The 25,717-nt window shown below is 61.3% G+C and carries 24 protein-coding genes; 8 read left to right on the top strand and 16 right to left on the bottom strand.

Annotation, left to right across the window (positions count from 1 at the left end; genetic code table 11):
* Positions 1-12: 12 nt before the first annotated feature.
* Entirely contained in the window at positions 13-723 is a 711-nt protein-coding gene (proQ, locus tag ITX55_RS03525; RefSeq protein WP_004931497.1) for an RNA chaperone ProQ, read from the top strand.
* 19 nt (positions 724-742) lie between these two features.
* A complete protein-coding gene (gene prc / locus ITX55_RS03520) occupies positions 743-2,791 on the top strand; it encodes a carboxy terminal-processing peptidase (RefSeq protein ID WP_042784328.1) in 2,049 nt (682 codons plus the stop codon).
* A gap of 67 nt (positions 2,792-2,858) precedes the next feature.
* Here the strand turns inward: prc and ITX55_RS03515 are convergent, their stop codons facing one another.
* The 6 genes from ITX55_RS03515 to ITX55_RS03490 are packed head-to-tail and all read right to left on the bottom strand — an operon-like array spanning position 2,859 to position 8,702.
* Complete coding sequence (locus tag ITX55_RS03515; RefSeq protein WP_033642846.1) at positions 2,859-3,704, bottom strand: DMT family transporter; 846 nt, start codon at positions 3,702-3,704, stop codon at positions 2,859-2,861.
* The gene (locus ITX55_RS03510; RefSeq protein WP_223084807.1) at positions 3,701-5,008 is read right to left on the bottom strand and encodes an opine metallophore biosynthesis dehydrogenase; all 1,308 of its coding nucleotides are present in this window, start codon (positions 5,006-5,008) and stop codon (positions 3,701-3,703) included. Before ITX55_RS03510 ends, ITX55_RS03515 begins: the two co-directional genes overlap by 4 nt.
* Positions 5,001-5,798: a nicotianamine synthase family protein gene (locus tag ITX55_RS03505; RefSeq protein ID WP_072627726.1), complete on the bottom strand. Its 798-nt coding sequence runs from the start codon at positions 5,796-5,798 to the stop codon at positions 5,001-5,003. Before ITX55_RS03505 ends, ITX55_RS03510 begins: the two co-directional genes overlap by 8 nt.
* Positions 5,786-6,571, bottom strand: a complete 786-nt coding sequence (locus ITX55_RS03500; protein ID WP_047026224.1) for an ABC transporter ATP-binding protein — start codon at positions 6,569-6,571, stop codon at positions 5,786-5,788. The genes ITX55_RS03505 and ITX55_RS03500 overlap by 13 nt, the downstream gene beginning before the upstream one ends.
* Positions 6,568-7,608 (bottom strand): iron ABC transporter permease, encoded by a 1,041-nt coding sequence (locus ITX55_RS03495; protein ID WP_033652483.1) that lies wholly within the window; start codon positions 7,606-7,608, stop codon positions 6,568-6,570. Before ITX55_RS03495 ends, ITX55_RS03500 begins: the two co-directional genes overlap by 4 nt.
* 2 nt (positions 7,609-7,610) lie before the next feature.
* Positions 7,611-8,702 (bottom strand): ABC transporter substrate-binding protein, encoded by a 1,092-nt coding sequence (locus ITX55_RS03490; protein WP_042784331.1) that lies wholly within the window; start codon positions 8,700-8,702, stop codon positions 7,611-7,613.
* Positions 8,703-9,070: 368 nt separating this feature from the next.
* On the opposite strand from ITX55_RS03490, the gene htpX reads away from it, so the two are divergent.
* Together htpX and ITX55_RS03480 are read left to right on the top strand one after the other, a co-directional pair.
* Positions 9,071-9,949 (top strand): protease HtpX, encoded by an 879-nt coding sequence (gene htpX, locus ITX55_RS03485; protein ID WP_033652481.1) that lies wholly within the window; start codon positions 9,071-9,073, stop codon positions 9,947-9,949.
* A 338-nt stretch (positions 9,950-10,287) separates the two neighbouring features.
* The gene (locus ITX55_RS03480; protein WP_108680586.1) at positions 10,288-10,995 is read left to right on the top strand and encodes a hypothetical protein; all 708 of its coding nucleotides are present in this window, start codon (positions 10,288-10,290) and stop codon (positions 10,993-10,995) included.
* Positions 10,996-11,099: 104 nt separating this feature from the next.
* On the opposite strand, the gene ITX55_RS03475 is transcribed toward ITX55_RS03480, so the two are convergent.
* On the bottom strand, positions 11,100-12,494 hold the full coding sequence (locus tag ITX55_RS03475) for an MFS transporter (protein ID WP_089191607.1): 1,395 nt from the start codon (positions 12,492-12,494) through the stop codon (positions 11,100-11,102).
* 230 nt (positions 12,495-12,724) lie between these two features.
* Between ITX55_RS03475 and kdgR the strand changes: the two genes are divergently transcribed.
* On the top strand, positions 12,725-13,516 hold the full coding sequence (gene kdgR / locus ITX55_RS03470) for a DNA-binding transcriptional regulator KdgR (RefSeq protein ID WP_108680590.1): 792 nt from the start codon (positions 12,725-12,727) through the stop codon (positions 13,514-13,516).
* Between the two features lie 45 nt (positions 13,517-13,561).
* Here kdgR and ITX55_RS03465 read toward each other — a convergent pair whose 3' ends face one another.
* From ITX55_RS03465 to phnR, 5 genes are all read right to left on the bottom strand, one after another.
* A complete protein-coding gene (locus tag ITX55_RS03465; RefSeq protein ID WP_047026220.1) occupies positions 13,562-14,365 on the bottom strand; it encodes an ABC transporter permease in 804 nt (267 codons plus the stop codon).
* Positions 14,366-14,367: 2 nt separating this feature from the next.
* Complete coding sequence (phnU, locus tag ITX55_RS03460) at positions 14,368-15,231, bottom strand: 2-aminoethylphosphonate ABC transporter permease subunit (protein WP_042784336.1); 864 nt, start codon at positions 15,229-15,231, stop codon at positions 14,368-14,370.
* Between the two features lies 1 nt (position 15,232).
* Positions 15,233-16,357 carry a 2-aminoethylphosphonate ABC transport system ATP-binding subunit PhnT gene (phnT, locus tag ITX55_RS03455; RefSeq protein ID WP_046898635.1) on the bottom strand — a complete coding sequence of 375 codons (1,125 nt, stop codon included), beginning with the start codon at positions 16,355-16,357 and terminating at the stop codon, positions 15,233-15,235.
* 8 nt (positions 16,358-16,365) lie between these two features.
* The gene (locus ITX55_RS03450; RefSeq protein WP_108680592.1) at positions 16,366-17,376 is read right to left on the bottom strand and encodes a 2-aminoethylphosphonate ABC transporter substrate-binding protein; all 1,011 of its coding nucleotides are present in this window, start codon (positions 17,374-17,376) and stop codon (positions 16,366-16,368) included.
* Positions 17,377-17,552: 176 nt separating this feature from the next.
* A complete protein-coding gene (gene phnR, locus ITX55_RS03445; RefSeq protein ID WP_069100110.1) occupies positions 17,553-18,272 on the bottom strand; it encodes a phosphonate utilization transcriptional regulator PhnR in 720 nt (239 codons plus the stop codon).
* Between the two features lie 152 nt (positions 18,273-18,424).
* On the opposite strand from phnR, the gene phnW reads away from it, so the two are divergent.
* Together phnW and phnX are read left to right on the top strand one after the other, a co-directional pair.
* Positions 18,425-19,528: a 2-aminoethylphosphonate--pyruvate transaminase gene (phnW, locus tag ITX55_RS03440; RefSeq protein WP_108680593.1), complete on the top strand. Its 1,104-nt coding sequence runs from the start codon at positions 18,425-18,427 to the stop codon at positions 19,526-19,528.
* A gap of 9 nt (positions 19,529-19,537) precedes the next feature.
* Positions 19,538-20,347 carry a phosphonoacetaldehyde hydrolase gene (gene phnX / locus ITX55_RS03435; protein WP_108680595.1) on the top strand — a complete coding sequence of 270 codons (810 nt, stop codon included), beginning with the start codon at positions 19,538-19,540 and terminating at the stop codon, positions 20,345-20,347.
* A gap of 63 nt (positions 20,348-20,410) precedes the next feature.
* Here phnX and ITX55_RS03430 read toward each other — a convergent pair whose 3' ends face one another.
* From ITX55_RS03430 to ITX55_RS03415, 4 genes are all read right to left on the bottom strand, one after another.
* Entirely contained in the window at positions 20,411-21,802 is a 1,392-nt protein-coding gene (locus ITX55_RS03430; protein ID WP_033652470.1) for an L-cystine transporter, read from the bottom strand.
* Positions 21,803-21,988: 186 nt separating this feature from the next.
* Positions 21,989-22,537, bottom strand: a complete 549-nt coding sequence (locus ITX55_RS03425; protein WP_033642861.1) for a metal-dependent hydrolase — start codon at positions 22,535-22,537, stop codon at positions 21,989-21,991.
* 422 nt (positions 22,538-22,959) lie between these two features.
* Positions 22,960-23,625 carry a hexitol phosphatase HxpB gene (gene hxpB / locus ITX55_RS03420; protein WP_108680597.1) on the bottom strand — a complete coding sequence of 222 codons (666 nt, stop codon included), beginning with the start codon at positions 23,623-23,625 and terminating at the stop codon, positions 22,960-22,962.
* 64 nt (positions 23,626-23,689) lie between these two features.
* The gene (locus ITX55_RS03415; protein ID WP_046686946.1) at positions 23,690-24,970 is read right to left on the bottom strand and encodes an HdeD family acid-resistance protein; all 1,281 of its coding nucleotides are present in this window, start codon (positions 24,968-24,970) and stop codon (positions 23,690-23,692) included.
* 185 nt (positions 24,971-25,155) lie between these two features.
* Here ITX55_RS03415 and ITX55_RS03410 point away from each other — a divergent pair, with 185 nt between their 5' ends.
* The gene (locus tag ITX55_RS03410; RefSeq protein ID WP_025302601.1) at positions 25,156-25,716 is read left to right on the top strand and encodes a YniB family protein; all 561 of its coding nucleotides are present in this window, start codon (positions 25,156-25,158) and stop codon (positions 25,714-25,716) included.
* Position 25,717 lies beyond the last annotated feature (1 nt).

Raw genomic sequence — 25,717 nt, 5'->3', positions numbered from 1 at the left:
TCAGGAAATTTCATGGAAAATCAACCTAAGTTGAACTCTAGTAAAGAAGTCATTGCTTTTCTTGCCGAGCGTTTTCCGCTCTGCTTTAGCGCCGAAGGCGAAGCTCGTCCGCTGAAAATCGGTATTTTTCAGGATTTGGTAGAGCGCGTGCAGGGGGAAGAGAATCTCAGCAAAACGCAATTGCGTTCTGCCCTGCGCCTATACACCTCAAGCTGGCGTTACCTGTACGGCGTCAAGGTTGGCGCGCAGCGCGTCGATCTGGACGGCAATCCGTGCGGTGAACTGGAGCAGCAGCATGTCGATCATGCTCGCCAGCAGCTTGAAGAAGCCAAAGCGCGCGTTCAGGCACAGCGTGCCGAACAAAACGCCAAAAAACGTGAAGCCGCCGGCGAATCCGCCGATGCCGCTCCGCGCCGTCCGCGTCCAGCCGGTAAAAAGCCCGCTGCGCGTCGCGAAGGCGGAGCCGCGCCGGAAAACCGCAAGCCGCGCCCACAAACTCGCCCACAGCCCGCTCGCCAACCTCGTGCAGCCAAAGAGGAAAGCCAGCCGCGTTATGCGCCAGTCACGGATATCTCTAAACTGCAAATTGGCCAGGAAATCAAAGTCAGAGCAGGCAAGAGCGCGATGGATGCTACCGTACTCGAAATCGCTAAAGATGGCGTACGTGTGCAGCTCTCTTCCGGTCTGGCGATGATTGTGCGCGCAGAACACTTGCAGTTCTGATACGGAGGCCAACCCAGGCATGAACAAATTCGTCAGATTAACAGCGATTGCAGGGCTGCTGTGGGCGGGTGTCAGTTACGGCGCGGAAACAGCCAACATCCGCATCGGCCAACTGCCCCAACTGCAACAGGAACCCCAGCACGCTACGGTGAGTGAGCGCGTCACCTCGCGCTTCACTCGCTCTCATTACCGCCAGTTCGCCCTCGATGCGGAATTTTCAGGCAAGATCTTCGATCGCTACCTGAACATGCTGGACTACAACCATAACGTGTTGCTGGCCTCCGACGTGGCGCAGTTCGCCGGCAAACGCAATCAGGTTGGCGAAGAGCTGAAAACCGGCAAGCTGGACACCTTCTACGCGCTGTTCAATCTGGCGCAGAAACGCCGCTTTGAGCGTTATACCTATGCGTTGTCGTTGCTGGACAAGCCGATGAACTTCACCGGCAACGGCACTATCGATCTCGACCGCAGCAAAGCGCCGTGGCCGAAAGACAAGGCCGAGCTGGATAGCCTGTGGGATGCGAAAGTCACGTATGACGAGCTGAACCTCAAGCTGACCGGCAAGACCGACAAAGAAATCCGCGACACGCTGACCAAGCGCTATCAGTTCGCCATCAAGCGGCTGACGCAAAGCAACAGCGAAGACGTCTTCCAGCTGGCGATGAATGCCTTTGCGCATGAAATCGACCCGCACACCAACTATCTGTCTCCGCGCAACACCGAGCAATTCAACACCGAGATGAGTCTGTCGCTGGAAGGCATCGGCGCGGTGCTGCAGATGGATGACGACTACACCCTGATCAACTCGATGGTGCCGGGCGGTCCGGCGGCGAAGAGCAAGGCGATCACCGTGGGCGATCGCATCGTCGGCGTCGGCCAGGCCGGCAAACCGATGGTGGACGTGATCGGCTGGCGCCTGGACGACGTAGTGTCGTTGATCAAAGGGCCGAAGGGCAGCAAGGTGCGTCTTGAGATCCTGCCGGCCGGCAAGGGCACCAAAACCCGCGTGGTCACCTTGACCCGCGAGCGCATCCGTCTGGAAGACCGCGCGGTGAAAATGACCATCAAGACCGTCGGCAAAGAGAAGGTGGCGGTGTTCGACATCCCCGGGTTCTATGTCGGTCTGACCGATGACGTGAAAGTGCAGCTGCAGAAGATGGCCAAGCAGAACGTCAAGAGCGTGGTCATCGATCTGCGCACCAACGGCGGCGGCGCGCTGACCGAAGCGGTGTCGCTGTCCGGCCTGTTCATTCCGAGCGGCCCGGTGGTGCAGGTGCGCGACAACAACGGCAAAGTGCGCGAAGACGCCGACACCGACGGCGTGACCTACTATAAAGGCCCGCTGGTGGTGCTGGTCGATCGCTTCAGCGCCTCCGCCTCCGAAATTTTCGCGGCGGCGATGCAGGATTACGGCCGCGCGCTGATTGTCGGCGAGCCGACCTTCGGTAAAGGCACCGTGCAGCAGTACCGTTCGCTGAACCGTATCTACGATCAGATGCTGCGCCCTGAGTGGCCGGCGCTCGGTTCCGTGCAGTACACCATTCAGAAGTTCTACCGCGTCAATGGCGGCAGCACCCAGCGCAAGGGCGTGACGCCGGACATTCTGATGCCGACCGGCGTCGATCCGGCGGAAACCGGCGAAGCGTTTGAAGACAACGCCATGCCGTGGGACAGCATCAATGCGGCGACCTACAGCAAGACCGGCGATATGGCGCCGTTCGAGCCGGAGCTGCTGAAAGATCACCAGCAGCGCATCGCGCAAAATCCGGAGTTCCAGTACATCGCGCAGGATATCGCGCATTACAAGGCGCTGAAGGATAAACGCAACATCGTGTCCCTCAATCTGGCGGTACGCGAGAAAGAGAATCACGATGACGACGCGACCCGTTTGAAACGCATCAACGAGCGTCTGGAACGTGCGGGCAAGAAGCCGCTGAAATCGCTCGACGATCTGCCGAAGGATTACCAGGAGCCGGATCCGTACCTGGATGAAACCGTGCATATCGCGCTGGACCTGGCTCATCTGGAAAAGGATCAGCCCGCTCAGCAGCCGACGCCGGCCAAATAAGGCCACGGCTTTGCCTGTGAAAAACGCACCCTTGGGTGCGTTTTTTTTTGGTTGCGGCAAGCCCGGCTTAAGCCGGTTTCTTGCGGTGACGCAGCCCGAGCTGAATGCAGGAAACCACCACCAGCAGACAGCCGAACAGCGACAGCAGCAGCGGGATCTCATGCCAGAACAGCCAACCCCAGGCGATGTTGAACACGATGCCGATATAGCGCACCACCGAGACCACGATCAGGTTATCGGAAGAGAAGGCCTGGGTTAAGACGACCTGCCCCAACAGCGACACCAGGGCGATGGCGAGCAGAATGGCGAACTGATAGGCGTTGGGCCAAACGAACGCGTTCCACATCAGCGGCAGCGAGATCAGCGTTGCGATGAACAGGAAGTAGAACACGATCTCGTAGTTGTGGTGGCGCTTGCTGAGTTTGTTGACCGACAGATAGGCGATCGAGGCGAACACCGCGCTCATCACGCCGACCAGCGACGCCAGAGTATAGGCCGAGAAGTGCCACGGCCGCACCAGCAGCACGGCGCCGATGATGACCATCGCCAGCCAAAACGCGGTGCAGGCGCTGACCCGTTCACGCAGCACCAGCAAGGAGAGCAAAATGGAGAAAAACGGCGACAGGTAGGCCAGCATGCTGGCGTCGGCCAGCGTCAGATGGGCGATGCTGTAAAAATAACAAATGAGATACAGCCCGCCCATGGTGCCGCGCAACACCAGCAGCGGCCGGTCTACGCGGCTGAAGGCGATGCGGTGGCGGTACATCAGCAGCAGAACCAGCACACAGCCGATGCTGCTGCGAAAGAACACGATTTCACCGGTGGGAATAGCATCGGAGATGGTTTTAACCAGCGCGTTCATGACGCTGAAAATCAATGAGGCAAAAATGGCCAGTAGCGCACCCTGATTCATGCTTGCCTCCGCCATTGTCGGTAAATGATGTCCGCCTGCTCGTCGCAGGTATCGTCCAGCAACGAACGATGGCAATGCTCGGCGCCGATCCGGGTGACGAAGCGCTGCAGCGCCTGCTGAAAGCGGGCCAACAGACGCTGGGCGGCGGGCATCTCGACGTCAAGCCGCTGCGCCAGCAAGACCAGGACGCGCAGTTTGCGCACGTCCTCTTGCGGCACGCGCGGCAGTCGCCAGCGCCCCTGGGCATCCTGGAAGACGCGGGCGACCCTGACGGCGGAAAAATCATAGTAGCGACCCTGCGCATCCGGCTCGGAATAGGGGTCGACCAGCAGCGCGGTATAACGCGTAAACAGCGCATAGCATTGCTCCGTCGGCGCGAGCTGCGGGAATTGGTCAATCCAGCGGCGGCTCACCATACGGGGCGGAACCGGGTAGTTGTCGTCATTCAAAAAGCGCAGCAGGTTAATGGCCTCGATGCCGAGCCGGTTGAGCAACTGCTGGTAATCCTGCGAGAGCGCCAGCATGTCGGCGATCGCCTCGGGACAGATGGGGCCCTCGGGGTGGGTTTTATACAGGTACTGGATCGGCGCCTGCGGCTGGAATATCGCCTGCAGCGTGGTTTCGGCCAGCGCCAGCGGAGGATGAACATAATTGGTGATGCTGAAGCGCTCGGCGGCGAGCAGGCTGTTGCAGCGTTGGGCGTCAATGCCGTGATGCGCCAGCAGCGAGCAAAGCCAGTCGAGTTCGGCGCAGTCTGACCTTGTGCCTGCGCCGGCCAGATAAATTCGCTGCTTGAACGCCTTGGTGTAGGCGCGGTAAGGCTGTTCGGCGTTCTGGTATTTGGTGTCGGCGTAGTAGCTCGACAGGCTGATAACCTCGACGTGGGATTGCCCGGCCTCCTGCAGCAGGCTTTGCGCCATCAAGCCGGAGCCGATGGAGGGAGAGAGCAGGATCAGTGAGCGCAGTTGGGGCAACGCCGCCCATGGCACCTGTCGCAGCACGTCATGGTATTGATCGGCGGGGACGGCAAGGATCAGTCTGCGCCAGTCGCCGCCGACGAGCGCCAGATCATCGCAATAGCGCTCAATCGTCACCTGCGCATCGTCTTGGGTGCGTTGCGCCTTACCGGCGCCCGTCAGCCACAGGCTGGGCGTGTGCGCCAGATGTTGCTTCAGGCGGCGCCCTTTTTCGCTGGTGCGGTTGTACAGGCCGATGCGCGCATTGCCCGCGGTCTTGATGTCCGCAGCCAGTTGGATCGCCGCCGGGCCGGCGCCGAGGATCAGGGTGGGAAAGGCATTATTCATGGCGGTGAGGCTCCAAAATCAACAGATCGTACAGTGGGGTGGTGAGCGGTTTACCGCTGACGCGCCAGGGCGAGCCGGCGGCCTGGTGGTGGTAAGGGCAGTTGAAGATCGACTTGAGGCCATTGCCATAGCGCACCAGCAATTTGCCGCACTGGGGCAGCAAAGGCCGCAGCGCCTTCAGCAAACCCTGCTTGTCCGCCACCAGGGAGGCGATGATGATGTGATCGATATCGTTGCGCGTCAGGCCGTTCAGATTGTCGATGCAGGGCATCTGCTGCACCAGCCCCAGGTGGCGCGTGAGCCGGCGGGCAAAACGCTGGGCCGCCGGATCGCAATCGTAGCAAATGACGGTGGCGGAGAGCCTGGCGACCAGCGCCAGCGCCGTGGTGGGCAATGCGCCGCTGCCCACCAGCAGCACCCGTTCGCCGGGTTTAATGTCGGCGGCCGCGATCTCCAGCTGCAGCGCGCGGTCGAAACTGTTCAGGTAGGCGTTGGTTTGCGCCGGTTCCCGGCACAGCGCCGAGACGCGATGCTTTTCGTAGTCGCACAACGCGGCGTTGGCCGTCGCCCGCAGTTGGGTGATCTGCGCCGTTATCAAACGGTCGTTTTCCAGCTTTTGACGATAGGCCTGCAGCTGCGGTTCGTCGTTAAAGGCCTGCAGGCGGCTGAAACGACGTTCCAGCAGGGAAAAATGGCGCCGATCTTGCCGGGCGGAACGGTGAAGCTGGTGAATTTCCTGTTGCAAGCCGGCGAGTTGCGCCAGCATGTCCGCCTTGGTCAGAGTGTACATGGGGATTCTCCGTGTGCGTGTAACAGCTGTGTCGGCAGCAGATAGGGGTAGCCCTGCGGGCTGACGCCGTTTTCGATGCCGACGCCAAATACGCGAGACACCATCGGATGTCCCATCATCTGATGGGTATCGCCGTGGCAAACGACGCGTCCGTGCGCGAGCAGCGTGAGTGAGTGGCAATAGCGCAGCGCCAATCCCAGATCGTGGATCACCAGCAGCGTGATGCAGCGGTGGCGCCGGCCGTAGTCGGCGATCTGATTGAGCACGCGCAGCTGGTGGTGGATATCCAGCGCGCTGGTGGGTTCGTCGAGCAAAATGATCTGCGGCTGAGAGACGAAGGCCTGAGCCAGCATCACCAACTGTCGCTGGCCGCCGCTGAGACGGTTGAAGGGGCGATCGGCGAGCGCGGAAATGCCGCATTCCGTAAGCGCCTGCTCGACCGCATCGGTCTGGGCGGCGCTGATGCGCCAGCTCAACTGGCGTACCTTGCCCAGCAGCACCATGTCAAAAGCGGTCAATGCCGAATCGCAGCGATTAAGCTGCGGCACATAGGCGATACGGCTGGTTTTCGGATCGAGAGGGCGCTCGCGGTAAGCGATCTCGCCGCTGCACGGCACCATGCGGTTAATCGCTTTCAGCAGCGTCGATTTGCCGGCGCCGTTGGGGCCGATGATGCCGCCGAGCTGCGCCTCCGGCCAGCTCAATGAAACGTCTGCCAATAGCGAGCGGCGATGCAGCGAGACGCCGACGCGGGTGAGGGTCAGTTGAGTCATGGGCGTTTAACCTGTCGAGTGACGAAGTAAAACAGCACCGGCACGCCGATCAGTGCGATAACGATGCCGATGGGCACCACGCCGTTCGGCATCACCAGCTTGGCGACGATCGAGGCGCACAGCAGCAGCAGGCTGCCGCAGAGGGCGGAAATGCAGATCAGGTAGCGCTGATCCTCACCCACCAGAAAGCGGGCGAAATGCGGGGCGATCAGCCCGACGAACCCGATGGTGCCGACAAACGAGACCGAGGCGGCCGTCAGCAAGGTCGCCAGCAGAAAGGCCAGCTTGCGCAAGGCGCTGACATTGATGCCCAGCCCCTGGGCCTGCTCTTCGCCGGCGGACAGCGCCGTCAGCCGCCAGGCGAGCCGCAGACTGACGAACAGCGCGCACAGCAACACGACGCCGGTGATCGCCACGCCGTGCATATTGGCTTTGAGCAGGCTGCCGAACAGCCAAAAGACAATTTGCTGCATGGCTTCCGGCGAGGCCAGAAACAGCAGCAGCGATTGCAGCGACTGAAAGAAAAACAGCACCACGATGCCGCTCAACACTAATATTTGCGGCGTCATGCCGCGGCGTTGTCCCAGCAGATAGACAGGCACGCAAGCCAACAGCGCCATCAGCGAAGCCAGCAGCGGCGTGCCCAGCGCCAACGCGCCGCCCAGGCTGAAGCCGGTGAGGATCGCCAGCGCCGCGCCGAACCCCGCCGCGGCAGAGATCCCCAGCGTATAGGGGCTGGCGAGGGGATTGGCCAGCACGGTCTGCATCAGCAGGCCCGCCAGCGCCAGGCTGGCGCCGACCACCAAGGCGGTGAGCGTCATCGGCAAGCGAATCGACCAGAAAACCGCCTGATGCAGTGCGTTGCCAGGCGCAGAGCCGGGCCAAAGCATCCGCACGATATCCGTGAGGCCAAGTTGCGCGGCGCCGACGGTGAGATCGATGGCGGTCGCCGCCAGCAGCGCGCCGAGCAGCGCCAGCGTCAATAGCCCGCGGCGCAGCCTGCGCCGTCGCAAAAACGCACGTCCTGTGTGGGCCACGGTTATTCTCCTTGCCAGCGTTGCAAGAAGACGCCGTCCGCCTCTATCGGCAAATATTGATGGTAGAACTGCGCCAGATTGCGCGCGGGATCAACATCGGTAAACGCGGCGGGATAGAGCGCTTTTGCCAGATACTGGACAAAGATAAAATCGTAAATCGTGCGCGCGCCGCCATGGTAAAGCGCATAAAGACGCTGATTTTTTACCGCCGGCAGTTGCGGCCATCCCGCCCGCCGGGCGTATTGCGTCAGGCGCGTCTGTAGGGGGGCTGCCTGCGTGCCGTAGCCCATCGGCACGGCGTTCGGCATGTTTTCCCAGTCGCCACCGGCGAGAAAAATCACCTCGGGCCGTTGGGTCAGGACATAGTCGGCGCGCAAGGGGGAAGGGCTGCCGACGACGCCGGCGGCGATATTGTCGGCGCCGGCCAGCTGCAGCAGCGGCCCCCAGATCGATGCGCCATAGCTGCTGCCGTACTCGCCGGGGCCCTTGTCCCCCAGCTCAATGTAGGTGACCGGCGGCGGCAGCTGCGCCTGGCGGATGCGCCGCCGGGTATCCTCGAGACTTTGGCGATATTCGTCGGCCAGCCGTTCCGCTCGCTCGGCGTGGCCCATCGCCTGGCCCATTAACCGGATGCTGGCGAGCTTGACTTCAACGCCCTGATTGAAGTCGACGACGATGTAAGGAATGTTGAGCTGTTGCAGCACCGGCAGGTAGTTGGCGAAGCCGTCGAGCTGCCACTTCGCCAGGATCAGCAGGTCTGGCCGCGTGGTCAGCAGGCGTTCAAAATCGAAGCTCTGGTTATAGAGCGAACCGACATCGACCAGCTGAGCGAGCCGTGGCAGCGCCGCCTGATAGCGCGTCCATTGGCTGGCGCGCAACGCCCAGTCGCTTTTGGAGAAGGCGACGACCTGTTGATAACTCTCCGGGCCGTTCACCGCCAGAAAGTCTTCGTAGTAAAAGCCGATATAGGCGCGCTGTGCGGGGGCGGCCAGGGTAACCTGGCGTCCTTCAACGTCGGTGAGGTGAATTTCAGCGTGCGCGACCTGGCAGAAAAGCAGCCACGTCGCCAGCATCCAGACGATACGCGATAACATGATTGACATCCCTTTACGATTAATTGTGATGTTATAATGTAACAATTAATCGCGAGATTCAAACTTTCGTCGCCGCTGAATCAGGCGGGGCATGATGAAACGCGCTGAGCGGATATTGGCCTATAAAGCGTGAGGATAACGGTTCTCGTTGTCATGGCGTGCGGGCAAAGAAATTTTTCTGCAAAATCCCTCCGCCTTGCGCAACAATCGTTTACAATTTGCCAAATCCCGGTCGCGCGTCGTTTTTGTAAAGTTTCGTATTTTTAGTAGGTTAATGGCGCGCAACTCTTGAAACTGTGACGAATGCCCATACGATCCAGGGTATCTGGACAGTGTTTTGTTAACATTTATGAGGAAGTAAACATTTTATGATGCGTATAGCTCTGTTCCTGCTCACCAACCTGGCGGTGATGTTGGTTTTCGGGCTGGTGCTCAGCCTGACAGGAATCCAATCCAGTAGCGTTCAGGGCCTGATGATCATGGCCGGTCTGTTCGGCTTCGGCGGCGCTTTCGTGTCGTTGCTGATGTCCAAATGGATGGCGCTGCGCTCCGTGGGCGGGGAAGTGATTGAACAGCCGCGTAACGAAACCGAAAACTGGCTGCTGGAAACGGTGCGCCGTCAATCGCAGCAGGCGGGCATCGCCATGCCGCAGGTCGCTATCTACCACGCGCCGGACATCAACGCCTTCGCCACCGGCGCACGGCGCGACGCTTCGCTGGTCGCCGTCAGCACCGGCCTGCTGCAGAGCATGAGCCGCGACGAAGCGGAAGCGGTTATCGCGCACGAAATCAGCCACGTCGCCAACGGCGATATGGTGACCATGACCCTGATCCAGGGGATCGTGAACACCTTCGTCATCTTCATTTCGCGCCTGATCGCACAGGTTGCCGCCGGCTTCCTGGGCAACCGCGACGGTGAAGGGGAAGGCAACGGCAACCCGATGATTTACTTCGCCGTGTCGATGGTGCTGGAACTGGTGTTCGGCATCCTGGCGAGCATCATCACCATGTGGTTCTCGCGTCACCGCGAATTCTATGCCGACGCCGGTTCCGCCAAACTGGTGGGCCGCGAGAAGATGATCGCCGCCTTGCAGCGTCTGAAAACCAGCTATGAACCGCAGGAAGCGGGCAGCATGATGGCGTTCTGCATCAACGGCAAATCCAAGTCGTTCAGCGAGCTGTTCATGTCGCACCCGCCGCTCGACAAGCGCATCGAAGCGCTGCGCACCGGTCAGTACCTGAAGTAATCGGCTGAATGAAATGAAAAACCCCGGCTTGCCGGGGTTTTTTTATGGCATGCCTGAACCGCTATTTCAGCGGCGGCGACGGATTCAACAATGAAATTCGGCAATGAATGGGGTGAGCGCTTCAGCGAAGTTTGCGGGCGTTAATGCCGTGCAGCAGCGCCCGAAGTCCCTGAAGCCTACCTGCAAACCGCGTCTTTCGGCCTCTCAGCCTGGGCAGGCGCGGTGCCAGATCACCCGGTGAGAGGGCAAGCCGCATCGGGCCCGGTCACGACCGCCTGTTTGGCTTTGGAAGCACATGTTATATGCTCTGGCACAATGACATTTGTCCCTGAGGCCCTATGAAAATCAACCACCTTCCCTTACTCAACGGTGATGAGGTGCCGGCGCGCCTGGCCGCATTGGCTGGCGGTGTCGCCGATGCGGTTGCGGAATTGTTGAACCGGCATGATGACGATGATGAACCGCCGGTTATTCGCTGGCATTCAGGCGATCTGCGCCTGCCGGCGTTTTTCCCCGATGAGCACGACGGCCACGATTACGATTACCTGATCGTGGACGGCGATGTGATCGTGGAGGGATGCCTGGCGGTGTCACCGCAGCGAGAGGACGGCGGCATTGTTGTGCTGGGGCGGCTGCAGGCGGATACGCTGATTTGCTGGGGCGGACTGGTCGTGCGTGACGATGTCCGCATACGCCATGCCTATTGCAGCTCAGGAAACGACGGCGCGTTCGTGGTGGGGGGAGACCTGACCGCGCTCACCCTGGTAGAAACGGGGGAGTTTATCCATGTTCATGGCGACCTCGACGCGCGATGTTTCGCTTCGTTGCAGAACTTCGTTCAGGTTGACGGAGAGACGCGCTGCGACTGCCGCATCGACAGCGCGCAATCCGAAGATCTGATAAAGCGCATGTTCGCCCCCGGCCTGCTCAAGGCCTTCGAGGGGATGGATAACGACGGCCAACGCCTTGTTGGCTGGTATCCGGATGACGACGCCTATTTAGCCTGTTTACGACAAGGCCGCAGCCCGTTGAGGCGCGGCGACTGACGCCTGGCCTGCCATGCTCCCGGCACCGCACCCGACGCGGCCCGGCCGCCAGTGCTGGTCCCGTCGGTTTTACAATCGATGGGGGCTCGGCTCTTTTATGTGCGCTATTTCACCTCACGGCTGGGCTGCGCCGTTTGCGTCGTCGGTTGAGTGATACGCAGGCTGCTGACGGCCGCCGCCAGGGTGGCGAACACCCCAGCCAGGATCAGTGAAGCGTGGGTGCCGGAGGTCGGGAACAGGTTGAACATCAGCGCCACCAGCGCGGCTCCCGAGGTTTGTCCCAGCAGACGGGCAGTGCCCAGCATGCCGCTGGCGCCGCCGCTGCGGTTGCGCGGCGCGGCGGAGATGATGGTGTGGTTGTTGGGCGACTGGAACAGGCCGAAACCGGCGCCGCACAGCACCATGCGCCAGATGATGTCCATATTCGACGGCGCCGCGGGCAGCAGCGCCAGCGAGAACAGCCCGAGCGCGAACACCGCCAGCCCGATGCACCCCAGCAGGCCGGCATGCACGCGTTCCACCAACCGGCCGGCGATCGGGGCCATCACCACGATCGCCAGCGGCCACGGCGTCAGCAGCAGCCCGGTCGCCACCTCGTCGCGGCCCAATGCGCTTTGCAAGAAGAACGGCAGCGACACCATCGCCAGCATTTGCGCGGCAAACGAGCAGATTGAGGTGCCCATCGACAGGGCGAAGATCGGAATGCGCAGCAGATCGACCGGCAGCAACGGAAATTCCTGGCGCAGCTGGCGGCGTACGAACACCGCGCCAATCGCCAGCAGCGCGGCGATCTCGCTGAAGATCAGCGTCAGGCTCTGGCCCTGGGCGAAGCCGCTGATGGCGGTGATCAGCAGGCCGAAGGTCAGCGCGTTCAGCACGGCGCTGGTGGGATCGAAACGGCGGTTATCGCTTTTTTGGCCGTTGGCCGGCAGGAATTTCATCCCCAGCAGCAGCGCGACGATGCCGATCGGCAGGTTGATGGCGAACAGCCATTGCCAGGACGCGACCGACAGGATAGCGGCCGCCACCGTCGGCCCGGCCGCCGAGGAGCAGGCGACGATCAGCGAGTTGATGCCCATGCCGCGGCCGAGAAAACGCTGCGGGTAGATGATGCGGATCAGCGCGGTGTTGACGCTCATGATGGCGGCGGCGCCAAAGCCCTGCAGCACGCGGGCGATGGTCAGGGTGAGCAGCGAGTCGGACAGGGCGCAGAACAGTGAGGTGATGCTGAACACCAGCAATCCAGCCTGATAGATGCGGCGATAGCCGACCAGATCGCCGAGCGACGCCAGCGACAGCAAAGAGACGGTGATCGCCAGTTGATAGGCGTTAACCACCCAGATGGAACTGGCCGGACTGGCGTTGAGATCGCGCGCGATGGTGGGCAGCGCCACGTTGGCTATCGCGCCGTCGAGCACGGATACGGTAATGCCGAGGGCGATGGCGAGGATCGCCCCATAGCGTTGCGGGACGGGGAGGCCGTCGGAACAAGGACGCATGCAGGTCTCAGCGGTATTTATTCAGGAGAGTATTATCATGCTAATCATATTCGCCTGCGATTGCATGCCCCTTGTCCGCTTAATTGTAAACGGCGGTGAGCGGCAGGCGGTTATTCATTTGGCTTCAATCGCTTAGCCTTCAGCTGCGTTGCGCGTCGCGATCTGTTCCGATTATACTGAAACCCTTGTTTAAATTTCCTGAAACAAAACCGTTAAGTAGGGTATTCGCCATGGCTAACGCAGATTCAGACAAGCAACCGGATGCCGTCTCATCCGTGATGAAAGTGTTCGGCATTTTGCAGGCGCTCGGCGATGAGCGCGAGATAGGCATTACCGAACTGTCCCTGCGGGTGATGATGTCTAAAAGCACCGTCTACCGGTTTCTGCAGACCATGAAAGCGCTGGGTTACGTTTCACAGGAGGGCGAGACGGAAAAGTATGCGCTGACGCTCAAGCTGTTCGAACTGGGCGCCAAATCGTTGCAGAACGTCGATCTGATCCGTAGCGCCGACGTGCAGATGCGCGAGCTGTCGAATCATACCCGTGAAACCATCCACCTCGGCGCCCTGGACGAGGATGGCATCGTCTACATCCACAAGATCGACGCAATGTACAACCTGCGCATGTATTCGCGCATCGGCCGCCGCAACCCTCTGCACAGCACCGCCATCGGCAAGGTGCTGCTGGCCTGGCGCGAGCGGGATGAGGTGGCGCAGATCCTGTCGCAGATTGAATTTACCCGCAGCACCGAGCATACCCTGACCAGCGCCGCCGAACTGTTGCCGGTGCTGGATCGGGTGCGTGCGCAGGGATACGGCGAAGATGCCGAAGAGCAAGAAGCGGGGATCCGCTGCATCGCGGTACCGGTTTTTGACAGGTTCGGGGTGGCGATCGCCGGGCTGAGCATCTCTTTCCCGACGCTGCGCTTTTCCGAAGCGGCGCGGGAGGAGTATGTGGCGTTGCTGCACGTCGCCGCCCGACGCATTTCCGAACAGCAGGGCTATCACGACTACCCGTTCTGACCTGCGTTTCGATGAGCAAGGCGCCGTCATGACGGCGCCTTGCTGTTATTTCGCGCCGGGCGTCAACCGCTGAGAAATCCGCTCCAGCACCAACATCAGCACCAGCGTGGCCGCCACCAGGATCATGGTCAGCGTTGCGCCATTGGCGATGCTGCCGCGATCGGTCAGACTAAAAATGGTGACCGGCAGCGTCGCCCAGCTTGGCGGGTAGATCATCATGGTCGCGCCCAGCTCCCCCATCGACAGCGACAGGCTGAGCGCGAAGGCGGAGATCATGTAGGGGGCGATCATCGGCAGGGTGACGTGGCGCAGGCGAAACAGCGGCGAAGCGCCCAGGCTGGCGGCGACGTTCTCGTAGTCGTCAGGCAGCCGGGTCAGCCCGGCCATGACGTTGCCGAAGGTAAAGGCGGAAATCAGCACGAAGTGGGCGGCGGGCACGATCAGGAAGGTGCCGTTCATCTGCAGCGGCCCCTGGCTGAACGCCACCAGCATCCCCAAACCGATAGAGACCGAAGGCACCGCGCTGGGAATGAAAAACAGCGTGCCCAGCAGCCGTCGGCCGCGTTCAGGCACGTGGCGCAGCGCCAACGCCGCCCAGGTGCCGCACAACAACGCGAACAGGCTGGCGCTGAAACCGATAGCCAGACTGGCGATCAGCGCGTCCCAGGAGGCGCCGCTGAACGCCTGGCGGAAGTGGCTGAGGGTGAAGCCGCTCGGCAGCACGCCGCTCCACTGTTCACTGAGGCTGGACATCAGGATCACCGCCAGCGGCAGGCAGAAGAACAGGGCGAACAGCGTGACCGCCAGTGTGCAGGTCAGGGTGCGTCCGGTGCGAGACCAAATCAACATCGTCAGTTCCTCAGCCCGGCGCGCGCCGCGGCGTAGCGGTAAAGGGAGAACAGCCCGAGCGACAGCGCGATATTCACGACGGCGATCGCGCAGGCGACGGCGTAGTCCGATTCCAAAATCGCTTTGGCGTAGACCATCATCGGCAGCGTGGTGACGCCCTTGGCGCCGATAAACAGCACGATGCCGAACTCATTGGTGGTCAACAACAAACACAGGCTGCCGCCGGCCAGCAAGGCCGGCAGCGCGGCCGGTAAAATCACCTGGCGCACCACCCGTCCCGGCCGGGCGCCGAGGATGCTGGCGGCCTCGAGCTGGCTGCGGTCGATCTGCGACAGCGCCGCCATCAGTGGGCGCATCACCAGCGGGGTAAACACGGTGATTTCCGCCAGGATCACCCCCCAAATGGAGTAAAGAAAATCCACCGGCGGCAGGGTGAAACCAAAGGTCGCCATCAGCGTGCCGTTCAGCAGGCCGGCGGAACCGTAGATGAACGTGAAGGCCAGCGTGATGAGGAAGGTCGGCATGGCGATAAAGGTATCGATCACCCGGGCGATCAGACGGCTGCCGGGGAACGGCGTGAACACCAGCAGCAGCGACAGCAGGGTGCCGAGCACCAGGCAGCCCAGCGTCGCCAGCAGCGCGATCTGCAGCGTGTTGAGAAGGGCGCCGACAAAGCGACGTGATTCGAACGCCTGCTGCAGCGCAGCGGCGCTGAACAGCCCTTGGTCGTCGGTAAACGCCTGTTTGACGATCAACGCCAGCGGGTAGAAAAACAGCGTCGCCAGCGCCAGCAGCGGCAACAGGATCCACAGGCGGCGCGGCAAACGCAGCCGCTGGGCCGGGCGAATAAGCGTAGAGTCGGTCATGTCAGTCCTCGATCAGTACCGCATCGTCGGGGGCGAAATAGAGCGGCACCCGTTCGCCGATCTGCGGCATCCGGCTGCGATGGGTGGTGACCACGCGCAGCGGGTGGCCTTGCGCGTCGAACTGCAGGTGCGTCAGTTCACCCTGCCAATGAATATCGCGCAGCGTGCCGATAAGGCAGTTGCTGCGCTGGGCGTCGGCATCGAGCGCAATATGCTGCGGCCGGATGCACAGCAGCTTGTCGAAGCCGCGTTGTGCGCCGTAGGTGAAACAGCCGATCACTTTGCCGGCGCAGCTGACGGTGGTCATGCCTTGCCCGGTGGTGGTCTCCAGCGCGGTGGCCGGCAGCAGGTTGGCGCGGCCGAGAAACTCGGCGGCGAAGCGGTTCGTCGGATGGTGGTACAACGCGCGGGTTTCGCCGTGGGCGATCAGGTGGCCGTCGCGCATGATGCCGATCTTGTCCGCCAGCGTCAGCGCTTCGCCCTGATCGTGGGTGACGTACAGGATGGTCAGATCCGGCAGCTCGCGGTGCAGGCGGGCGATCTCTTCCACCATGCTGTGGCGGATTTGCGCGTCCAGCGCCGACAGCGGTTCATCCAGCAACAGCACTTTGGGGCGCACCGCAATGGCGCGGGCGATCGCCACCCGCTGTTGCTGGCCGCCGGAAAGCTGGCTGGGATAGCGCCTGGCGTAGGCGGACATGCCGACGATGGCCAACGCTTCTTCGACGCGCTCGGCGGTCAGGCCGCGCGGCTTGCCCTGGGCGCGCAGGCCGAACGCCACATTGTCTTCGACGCGCATATGCGGAAACAGCGCATAGTTCTGCACCACCATGCCCAGGCCGCGTTCATAGGGCGGCACGTCGGTGACATCGATATCGCCGATGGCGATGCGTCCGGCGGACGGCTGCACGAAACCGGCAATCGCTCGCAGTACGGTGGTTTTGCCCGAGCCGGAGGGGCCGATCAGCGCCAGCACTTCGCCGGGCGCGATGGTGAGCGTCAGGGGTTTCAGCACTTCGGTGCCGCGGTACGACACGCTGACGCGGTCGAGCTGAATGCCCGACGGCCCGGCGATGTCCCGGCTGTTATCCCGCGCCTCAGCGCGGGAAGCGAGAAGAGAAGGCATGGTCAGCGTCATTCTGTCACCTTGTGCCAGCGGGAAATGTCGGCGGACAGGCTGCTCACCACCTGATTCCAGTCCGGCGCCCAGATATCCACGCCCTGCAGCGCAGCCTGCGACTGCCTGAAGTTATCGTCGGTCGGGGTCACGTCTTTACGCACCGGCATGCCGTAGGAAATGGCGCTGACGCTGCTCTGCGCCTCTTTGCTCAGCAGGAAATCGATCAGCTTTTTGCCGTTGGCGCTTTGCGGCGCGCCTTGCACCAGGCCGATGTAGTAAGGCAGCACCAGCGTGCTGCGCTTGCCGTCCGGCCCGGCCGGCCAGAACACCTTCACGTTCGGGTTGCTGCGCATCTGCGCCAGGTTCATCTGCAGATCGCCGTTGGCCACCAGCAGCTCCCCTTTATTGACCAGCGCGGTCAGCTTGCCGGTGGAGGCGGAAGGGCCGACGTTGTTGCTTTGCAGCTTGCCGAGGTAGTCGAAACCGGCGTCTTTGCCGCCGAAGCTGTGGAACGCCTGCAGCATCACCGCAGTGCCGTCACCCGCCTGGCCCGGCGTGGAGTACTGCAGCTTATTGCGGAACTGCGCGTCCAGCAGCTGTTGGTAGCTGGCGGGCGCCTGCGGCAGCAGTTTGGCGTTATAGATGAAGCTCAGGTAGTTGTTCACCAGCGGCACGAACTGCGGTTGCGCATCGGCGATTTGCGCGGTCGCCTGCGGGGTAAAGTCCTGCAGCAGTCTTTCCGCCGCCGCGCGTTGAATGAACGGCGGCAGCGTCACGAGCACGTCGGCCTGCGGGTTGCTGCGCTCTTTCGACAGGCGTTCCACGATGGCGCCGGAGCCGCCTTCGACGTACTGCACCTTGACGCCGGTCGCCTGGGTGAAGGCGTCGAACTGCGTTTGATACCAGCTGTGATCGCCGTCGTGCAAACCATCGGCGGAGTAGACGGTCACCACCGCCTCGGCGGCCCAGAGCGGCGCGGCGCCGAGTGCGATGGCGGTCATCACGACCAGTCGAGAAAGTTTCATAGCTTCAGCCTCACTGTTACGGGTTAATGCGAAACTGGTATACACCAGATATGCGGCCACGCTAATCGGCGAATATGACAAACAAATGAAATCAGCAAAATATCATTGCCGGAAACGGGGAGGACGACGCGGGAGAGAAAGGCGGGCCTGCTGCGCAGGCCCCGTTGGGCAGGGAGTTAAAGCGTATCGACCTCGATGCGCAGGCTGTCGTGGCGCCAGTATTCGATATCGAAATCGAGAATGCGGCCGTGCTGATCGTAATTCAAGCGGCGCAGCAGCAACGCGGGCAGGCCGACCATGGCACCCAGCGCGTTGGCGGCGCGATAAGGCAGGGCGGTCGGGTAGAACGACAGGTGCATGTTGCTGTAAATCAAATCGTAATGCTGCTGATAAACCTCGGTCAGGCTGCCGTTGAGATCGTGGCTGAGCAGTTCCGGCACCCGTTGCGGCAGGCAGTGGTTCTCGCAATAGCAGATGGCGCGGCCGTCGGCATAGCGCACCCGGCGCAGCAGATACACCTGATCGAACGGTTCGAGCGCCAGCGGTTGCATCACGTCGAGCGGCACCGTGGTTTTTTCGCCGGACAGCAGCGCGGTGCGTGGCGTGCGCCCTTGCTCCTGACAGAGACGGTGGAAGTTGGTGTTTTGCGTCGGATCCAGCCACAGCCGCTCCGGCGTGACGAACCAGCCGCGACGATCGGCGCGGTAGATGGCGCCGGTGGCTTCCAACTGCGCCAGGCTCTCGCGGATGGTGACGCGGGTGGTGGAGAAGATGGCGCACAGCTCGCGCTCCGAAGGCAGCTTGTCGCCGGCCTGCAGCGCGCCGCGGGTGATGCGCGCCTGAAGCTGATCCTTGATCTGCAGATAGTGGGGCATATCGCCCGGATGTTCTTTCATTTCATCTCGCTATGGCATCGGCCTGGCATTCCGGCCCGCTTATTATACATAGCCAGATGAATTTTTTGTTTCACCGCGCTTTGCCGTTTGACCTGGGAAGGAATTTGCCGCCACAATCAGCGCGATCTGGTATAGACCAATAGGTGAATAACATGTCCGACCGTAACTACCTGCTGTTGACCCCCGGCCCGTTGACCACGTCGAAAACGGTGAAAGAGGCGATGCTGTATGACAGCTGCACCTGGGATGAAGATTACAACCTCGGCGTGGTGCAGCGCATTCGCCAACGGTTGGTGGCGCTGGCGACGCCGTCCGCCGGCTATACCTCGGTGCTGCTGCAGGGCAGCGGCAGCTTTGCAGTAGAGGGCGTGCTGGGCACGGTCATCGGCCCGCACGACAAGCTGCTGATCGTCAACAACGGTGCCTACGGGGCGCGGATGATCGAAATGGCGCGGCTGATGGATATCGACCACCACGCGTTCGACTGCGGCGAGGTGAACGAACCGGACGTGGCGGCGATGGAGGCGGTGCTGAAAAGCGATGCGCGCATCAGCCATATCGCCATGGTGCACTGTGAAACGACCACCGGCATGCTCAACCCGCTGCAGAAGGTCGCCGGTCTGGCGGCGCGCAACGGCAAGACCTTTATCGTCGATGCGATGAGCAGCTTCGGCGGCATCCCGCTGGATGTGGACGCGCTGGGCATCGATTTTCTGATCAGCTCCGCCAACAAATGCATTCAGGGTGTGCCGGGCTTTGCTTTCGTCATCGCCCGCCGCAGCGAACTGGAGAAATGCGCCGGCCGTTCGCGCTCGCTGTCGCTGGATTTGTATGCCCAGTGGCGCTGTATGGAAGACCAGGCCGGCAAATGGCGCTTTACGTCGCCCACTCACACCGTGCTGGCCTTCGCGCAGGCGCTGAAAGAGCTGGAACAAGAGGGCGGCATTGCCGCGCGCCACCACCGCTATCACGCCAATCAGCGTCGGCTGGTGGCGGGCATGCGTGAACTGGGCTTTGAGACCCTGCTGGACGATGCGCTGCATTCGCCGATCATCACGGCATTCTATTCGCCGAAGGCCGACACTTACCGCTTCGCCGAGTTTTATCAGCGCCTGAAGCAGCAAGGCTTCGTGATTTATCCCGGCAAAGTGTCGCAGAGCGACTGCTTCCGCATCGGCAACATCGGCGAAATTTATCCGCAGAATATCGAACGATTGCTGGCGGCCGTCGGGCAGGCGATGTACTGGAATCAATAAGGATTGACCATGAAACAGATCAAGGCAGTGATCCTCGACTGGGCCGGCACCACGGTGGACTTCGGCTCCTTTGCGCCGACGCAGATTTTCGTCGAGGCGTTCAAACGCACTTTCGATATCGACATCAGCCTGGAGGAAGCGCGCATTCCGATGGGGCTCGGCAAATGGCAACACATCGAGGCGCTGGGCAAGTTGCCGGCGGTTGACGCGCGCTGGCGGCAGAAGCTGGGCCGCTCGATGAGCCATCAAGACATCGACGCGCTGTATCAGGCGTTTATGCCGCTACAAATCGCCAAAGTGATCGACTTCGCCGATCCCATCGAGGGCGTGCCGCAGGTGATTGCCGCTCTGCGTGAACAGGGCATCAAAATCGGCTCCTGCTCCGGTTATCCGCGCGCGGTGATGGCGGTGCTGGCGCCTGCCGCGGCGCAGCGCGGCTACGCGCCGGATTACTGGGTCGCCACCGACGATCTCGCGGCCGGCGGGCGACCGGGGCCGTGGATGGCGTTGCAAAACGTGATTGCGCTGGGCATCGATGCGGTGACGCATTGCGTGAAGGTGGATGACGCGGTGCCGGGCATTGCCGAAGGGCTGAACGCCGGGATGTGGAGCGTCGGGCTGGCGCTGTCCGGCAACGAGTTTGGCGCGACCTGGCAGGAGTATCGCCAAATGCCACAAGGGGAGATCGAGCGCCGCCGCACGGCCGCCGCCGATAAGCTGTACGCGGCGGGCGCGCACTATGTGATAGACACGCTGGCGCAATTGCCGGGTGTGATCGCCGATATCAACCGGCGGCTGGCGAACGGCGAGCGGCCGTAACGACCGAACGCAGGGCATAAAAAAACCGGGGATCATCCCCGGTTTTTTCGTTCGCGGAAGGCGTTAACGGTGAGCCAATTCGACTTCGTCTTCGCTGTCCATCACGGCTTTGTCGGTTTGTTTCATCAGTTGGCTGGTGATGGTGCCCGCCGCCATGGAACCGTTGACGTTCAGCGCGGTACGGCCCATGTCGATCAGCGGTTCGACCGAGATCAGCAGCGCGACCAGCGTCACCGGCAGGCCCATCGCCGGCAGCACGATCAGCGCGGCGAAGGTGGCGCCGCCGCCCACGCCCGCCACACCGGCGGAGCTGAGGGTGACGATGCCGACCAGGGTGGCGATCCACACCGGATCCAGCGGGTTGATGCCGACGGTCGGCGCAACCATCACCGCCAGCATCGCCGGGTAGAGGCCCGCACAGCCGTTCTGGCCGATGGTGGCGCCGAACGACGCCGAGAAGCTGGCGATGGATTCCGGCACGCCCAGGCGGCGAGTCTGCGCTTCCACGTTCAATGGAATGCTGGCGGCGCTCGAGCGGCTGGTGAAGGCGAAGGTGATTACCGGCCACACCTTGCGGAAGAACTTCAGCGGGTTCACGCCGGTGAAGGCCAGCAGGATGGCGTGTACCACGAACATGATGGCCAGACCGATGTAGGAGGCCACCACGAAGCTGCCGAGCTTGACGATGTCGTGAATGTTGGAGCCGGCGACCACTTTGGTCATCAGCGCCAGCACGCCGTACGGCGTCAGCTTCATGACCAGACGCACCAGCTTCATCACCCAGGCCTGCAGGGTATCGATAGCCACCAGCACGCGCTCGCCTTTCGGCTTGTCGTCTTTCAGCAGCTGCAGCGCCGCCACGCCGAGGAAGGTGGCGAAAATCACCACGCTGATGATCGAGGTCGGGCTGGCGCCGGTCAGATCGGCGAACGGGTTTTTCGGGATGAACGACAGCACCATCTGCGGCACGGTCAGATCGGCCAGTTTACCCACGTAGTTGGTCTGGATCGCCGTCAGGCGCGCGCTTTCCTGCGCCCCCTGCACCAGGCCTTCGGCGGTCAGGCCGAACAGGTTGGTGACCAGCACGCCCACCAGCGCCGAGATCAGCGTGGTGAACAGCAATGTGCCGATAGTCAGAACGCTGATTTTGCCCAGCGAAGAGGCGTTATGCAATTTGGCGACCGCGCTCAGGATAGAGGCGAAGACCAGCGGCATGACGATCATTTGCAGCAGTTGCACATAGCCGTTGCCGACGATGTTGAACCAACTGATGGATTCTTTCAGTACCGGGTTGTCGGCGCCGTACACCAGCTGCAGCCCCAGACCGAACACCACGCCGACCACCAGGCCGACCAGCACTTTTTTCGCCAGGCTCCATTGCTTGTGGCGGGTTTGCGCCAGCAGCAAAAGGAGCGCGACAAACACCAGCACGTTAATCACGAGCGGAAGATTCATCCCCAATATCTCCAATAATCTTTCTTATATAAAAACGACTACGCACCATTAGGTGTGTCGCGATGTAAATATCGTAACAGTTTGCCGAGGGGCCTACTTATATCCAAATGGAATTTAATATAGCTTTTTGTGTGATTTTGTTCGTTTTATATACGCATGGGTGATGGGTTGAGCGATTTTTTGTGATCAGAGTCTAATATTTCTGATTTGCTCTACGTAGGATTGCACCGGGAGGGTGAAATCACCTTGCCAGCAGATGGCAAACGCCACCAGGCAGAGGCACAGCACGCGCTCCAACTGATTGCCTTTTTGCGAGTTGAGCAGCGGCAGGCGAAAACGCCAGCGGCACGGCCACAGCAGCGGTACGCCGGCGGGCGTGAGCATGTCGGCCAGCAGATGGCTGAAGTAACCAATGATCATGGCGTGCAGCGCGTCGGCCGGGATCGGCCAACTGCGCGGCACATCAAGCTGAAACAGCGCCATGCCGCCGGCGATCGCCAGCAGGCTGTGGGTGAAACCGCGGTGGCCGAAGGCGCGGGCGATGGGAATGGCGATCCAGCGCAGACGCTGGCCCAGCACCGACTTGGGGTGATCGATGTCCGGCAGCAGTGAGGTCAGCAGCGCGGCGGGTATGATGTGCCACCAGTCGCCGGTAGCCAGCTCTGGCGTCACTTCCGCCTTCTTGGCGAAGATCGCGCAAGCGACAGAGAATATAAGGTGTCCTTCCGCGGTCATGCTGTTGCGATTCCGACTGGTAAACTGTTAATTTATCCAGTATATGGGAAAATTCCCAGTAGTGGAAGCAGTTACCCTGTAACCAATTGTTTATTTTTCCCTGTTTTACAACGGCTTGTTACGGCAATGGGTAACAAAGCATCGATTTTGACGGGCGAGAACAAAAAGCGGGCGATGGGGGGCGTATGGCGGTGAGAAAAAAGGACGGTTGCTCGGCGTGTGGCGGGAGGAAGCGGCGGCCTTGAACCGCGCTGCGTGGCAGTGACAACGCGCCGCGGGCCGTCGCTTTCCCTGCCATGCAGCATAATGAGAACGTCATGCCAATTCAATAAAATGAAACGGTGTTTCGTTTATTTTGCGGTGCGGATCCCTTTTATGACGCAGAGCGGCAAACCCAGGGCGCCGATGGCCGGCGCCGCAGGTCAGGCAAAGTGGGCGGGGGTGAGCTGTTCCAGGGTGTCCAGTTTGTGGTCCGCCAGCGCCCAGCGCGGATCGTGACGGTATTCGGCCGCCGGGATCACGATGGAACGCATGCGTGCGGCCTTGGTGGCGATCATGCCGTTAAACGAGTCTTCCAGCGTGATGCATCGCAGCGGATCGCTGCCCAGGCGTTCGGCGGCGATCAGGTAGACCTCCGGGTGCGGCTTGCTGTACGGCAGGTATTCGGCGGAAACCAGCTGATCGAAGTAATCCTCAAGCTCGAACATCTTCAGCACCTGCCGTTGCATGTGCAGCGGCGAGGCGGAGGCGAGACCGATGTTCAGCCCCTGGCGGCGGCACAGCTCCAGCGCCTGCTGAACGCCCGGCAGCAGCGGGCGCGTATCGTGCACCAGCTCGATGGCGCGCTCGATAATCCGCGCCGACACCTCATCAAGCGAAACCCCTTGCCACGGCATCGCCTGATACCACATCTTCACCACCAGATCGATGCGCAGCCCCAGCGTGTCCGGCAGCTTGTGACGGTCGGACAGATCCAAACCCAGCGCGCCGAAGATATCCAACTCAGCCTGCAGCCACAGCGGTTCCGAGTCGATCAACAAGCCGTCCATATCAAAAATTGCGGTTTCAATGCGTTGCGAATAAGCCATTAACGGTTAACTCCTGCCGGCGCGGGTGAATGTGCCCGACACTTTATCATCGCCGGTGACGAGACTAAAACCTTTGCCTGCGCGTTTGGCTTTTGCCAAAACGCAGGATATTCCACACCTCGCGCAATTTTAGCCACCAGCGCTGGTGTTGACGCTCGGTGACCTGTTGCAACATGCGTGCGTAGTCCAGCACCAAACCCGGCGTCCAGGTCATGCTTTCGCCGCGGCTGCGCAGTACCGCCAGCATCCACAGGTTGGGATCGAGCACCAGCAACAGAAAGCGGCGCCACAGATGTTTATCGCCCAGCACGCCTTCCAACGCGCTGTCGAGCGCGCCGATGACCGTGGTGGAGCAGTTGCGCCGGGTCAGATTGTAGGTGGCGTCCTGCCGATAACGCAGCCAGAATGCGCGCAGCGCCGCCGGGTTATAGCGGTAGAATTGAATTTTCTTGTCCGGGGGGCACCAGGCGGCGATCTCGCCCGCCAGGTCGGGCAGGAAACGCCCGTCGACGTTGTTCTGTTCGCCGGCATGCAACAACTGGCGGAAATCCTGAACGGAATGGCTGATGTCGTTGAGCGGGTAGTGACTGATATACACATCCGGCGCGAGCGCCAGGGCGGCGTGACCGGTGGAGATATTGCCGCCGCCGTCAACCGCCGCGATGTATCGGTCGACGATGTAACGCCGGCGCGGATCTTTAGCCGCACCAATCGGTGTCCAGACATACACCGTGAGCGGCGCAGTCTCATCCTCCGGGTGCGGTGGCTGCCGCGCGGGGTGCTGATTCAGAGAGAAGCTTGTCAGTCTCCGGGCGATACGCAATAAGGCCCAGCCGGAAAGCACCATCATCACGCCGAGGCAAAAGGGCACCGTCATCCGATGCGGCGCCGGCCAGCCGACAAAAATCATCAACGAAAGCAGGATCTCGCCGCTGCCCGCCAGCGCCACGCCTTTCCATCGACTGTGTTGAATCACCGTGGAGGAGGCGATGCGCACGGCGCCGTCAAGCAGCAGCGCGCTGCCAAACACCACGGTGGCGACGATGTTATCGTCTGCGGGCACGTCCAGCATTAAAAAGGCCATAAAGACAAAACCCAATCCTTTCAGCAGCACCGGCCTGCTGGCCGAAGAGCCGATCACCAGCGCGGCGGATACCGCCACCAACCCCTCCAGCGCCAGGATGACCGCCAGCGCATCCAGCGCCAGCACCGACCGGCCATCCTGCAGGATGTCGAACAGCATCAGCGCCCCTGCGGCTATCCACAGCCAACCGAACAGCACCAGCAGACGGCGCTGACCGTGCAGCGCCTGCGCGCCCAGCAATAAGATAATCAGTCGAATCATGGCGGCCTCTGCCCGAATGGATAACGTTATCTCTTCAATGATAGTGTGCCGGCGCGGTTAAGTTTTTGATTTCGACTAATTCGGCTAAGCTTGTAGCACAGCGGGAGTGAAGAAAACGGTGGGCGAGTTTCGCCAACAGCAGGTAGACTTAGCCGATTCGGTTACGTCGCTAACAAGGGGAACACATGACGTATCAACAGGCCGGGCGTCTCGCCATTTTGAAACGCATTCTCGGATGGGTGGTTTTTATCCCGGCGTTGCTGTCGACGCTGATTTCCGTGCTGGGTTTTATCTATCAGCACAGTGAAAAAACTAAGGGCATCAACGCGGTGATGCTGGATTTCGTTCACGTGATGGTGGACATGGTGCGTTTCAACACGCCGTTCCTGAACCTTTTCTGGTACAACTCACCGGTGCCCGACGTGGATAAAAGCCTGTTCAGCGGCGCCAATCTGATGTTCATCATCATCTATATTCTGATCTTCGTCGGGCTGGCGCTGCAGGCTTCCGGCGCGCGCATGTCGCGTCAGGTCAAGTTCATCCGCGAAGGGTTGGAAGACCAGATGATCCTGGAGCAGGCCAAGGGCAGCGAAGGGCACACGCGCCAACAGCTTGAGGAGCGCATTACGCTGCCGCACCACACCATCTTCCTGCAGTACTTCCCGCTGTACATCCTGCCGATCGTGATTGCGGTGATCGCCTGGTTCGTGATCCGCCTGTTGGGGCAGTTGGCCGGCGCGGCCTGAA

Origin of the sequence: Serratia sp. EWG9 (assembly GCF_019913725.1) — a bacterium.
GTDB lineage: Bacteria > Pseudomonadota > Gammaproteobacteria > Enterobacterales > Enterobacteriaceae > Serratia > Serratia ureilytica.
This window is presented reverse-complemented; position numbering and strand designations above follow the sequence as displayed.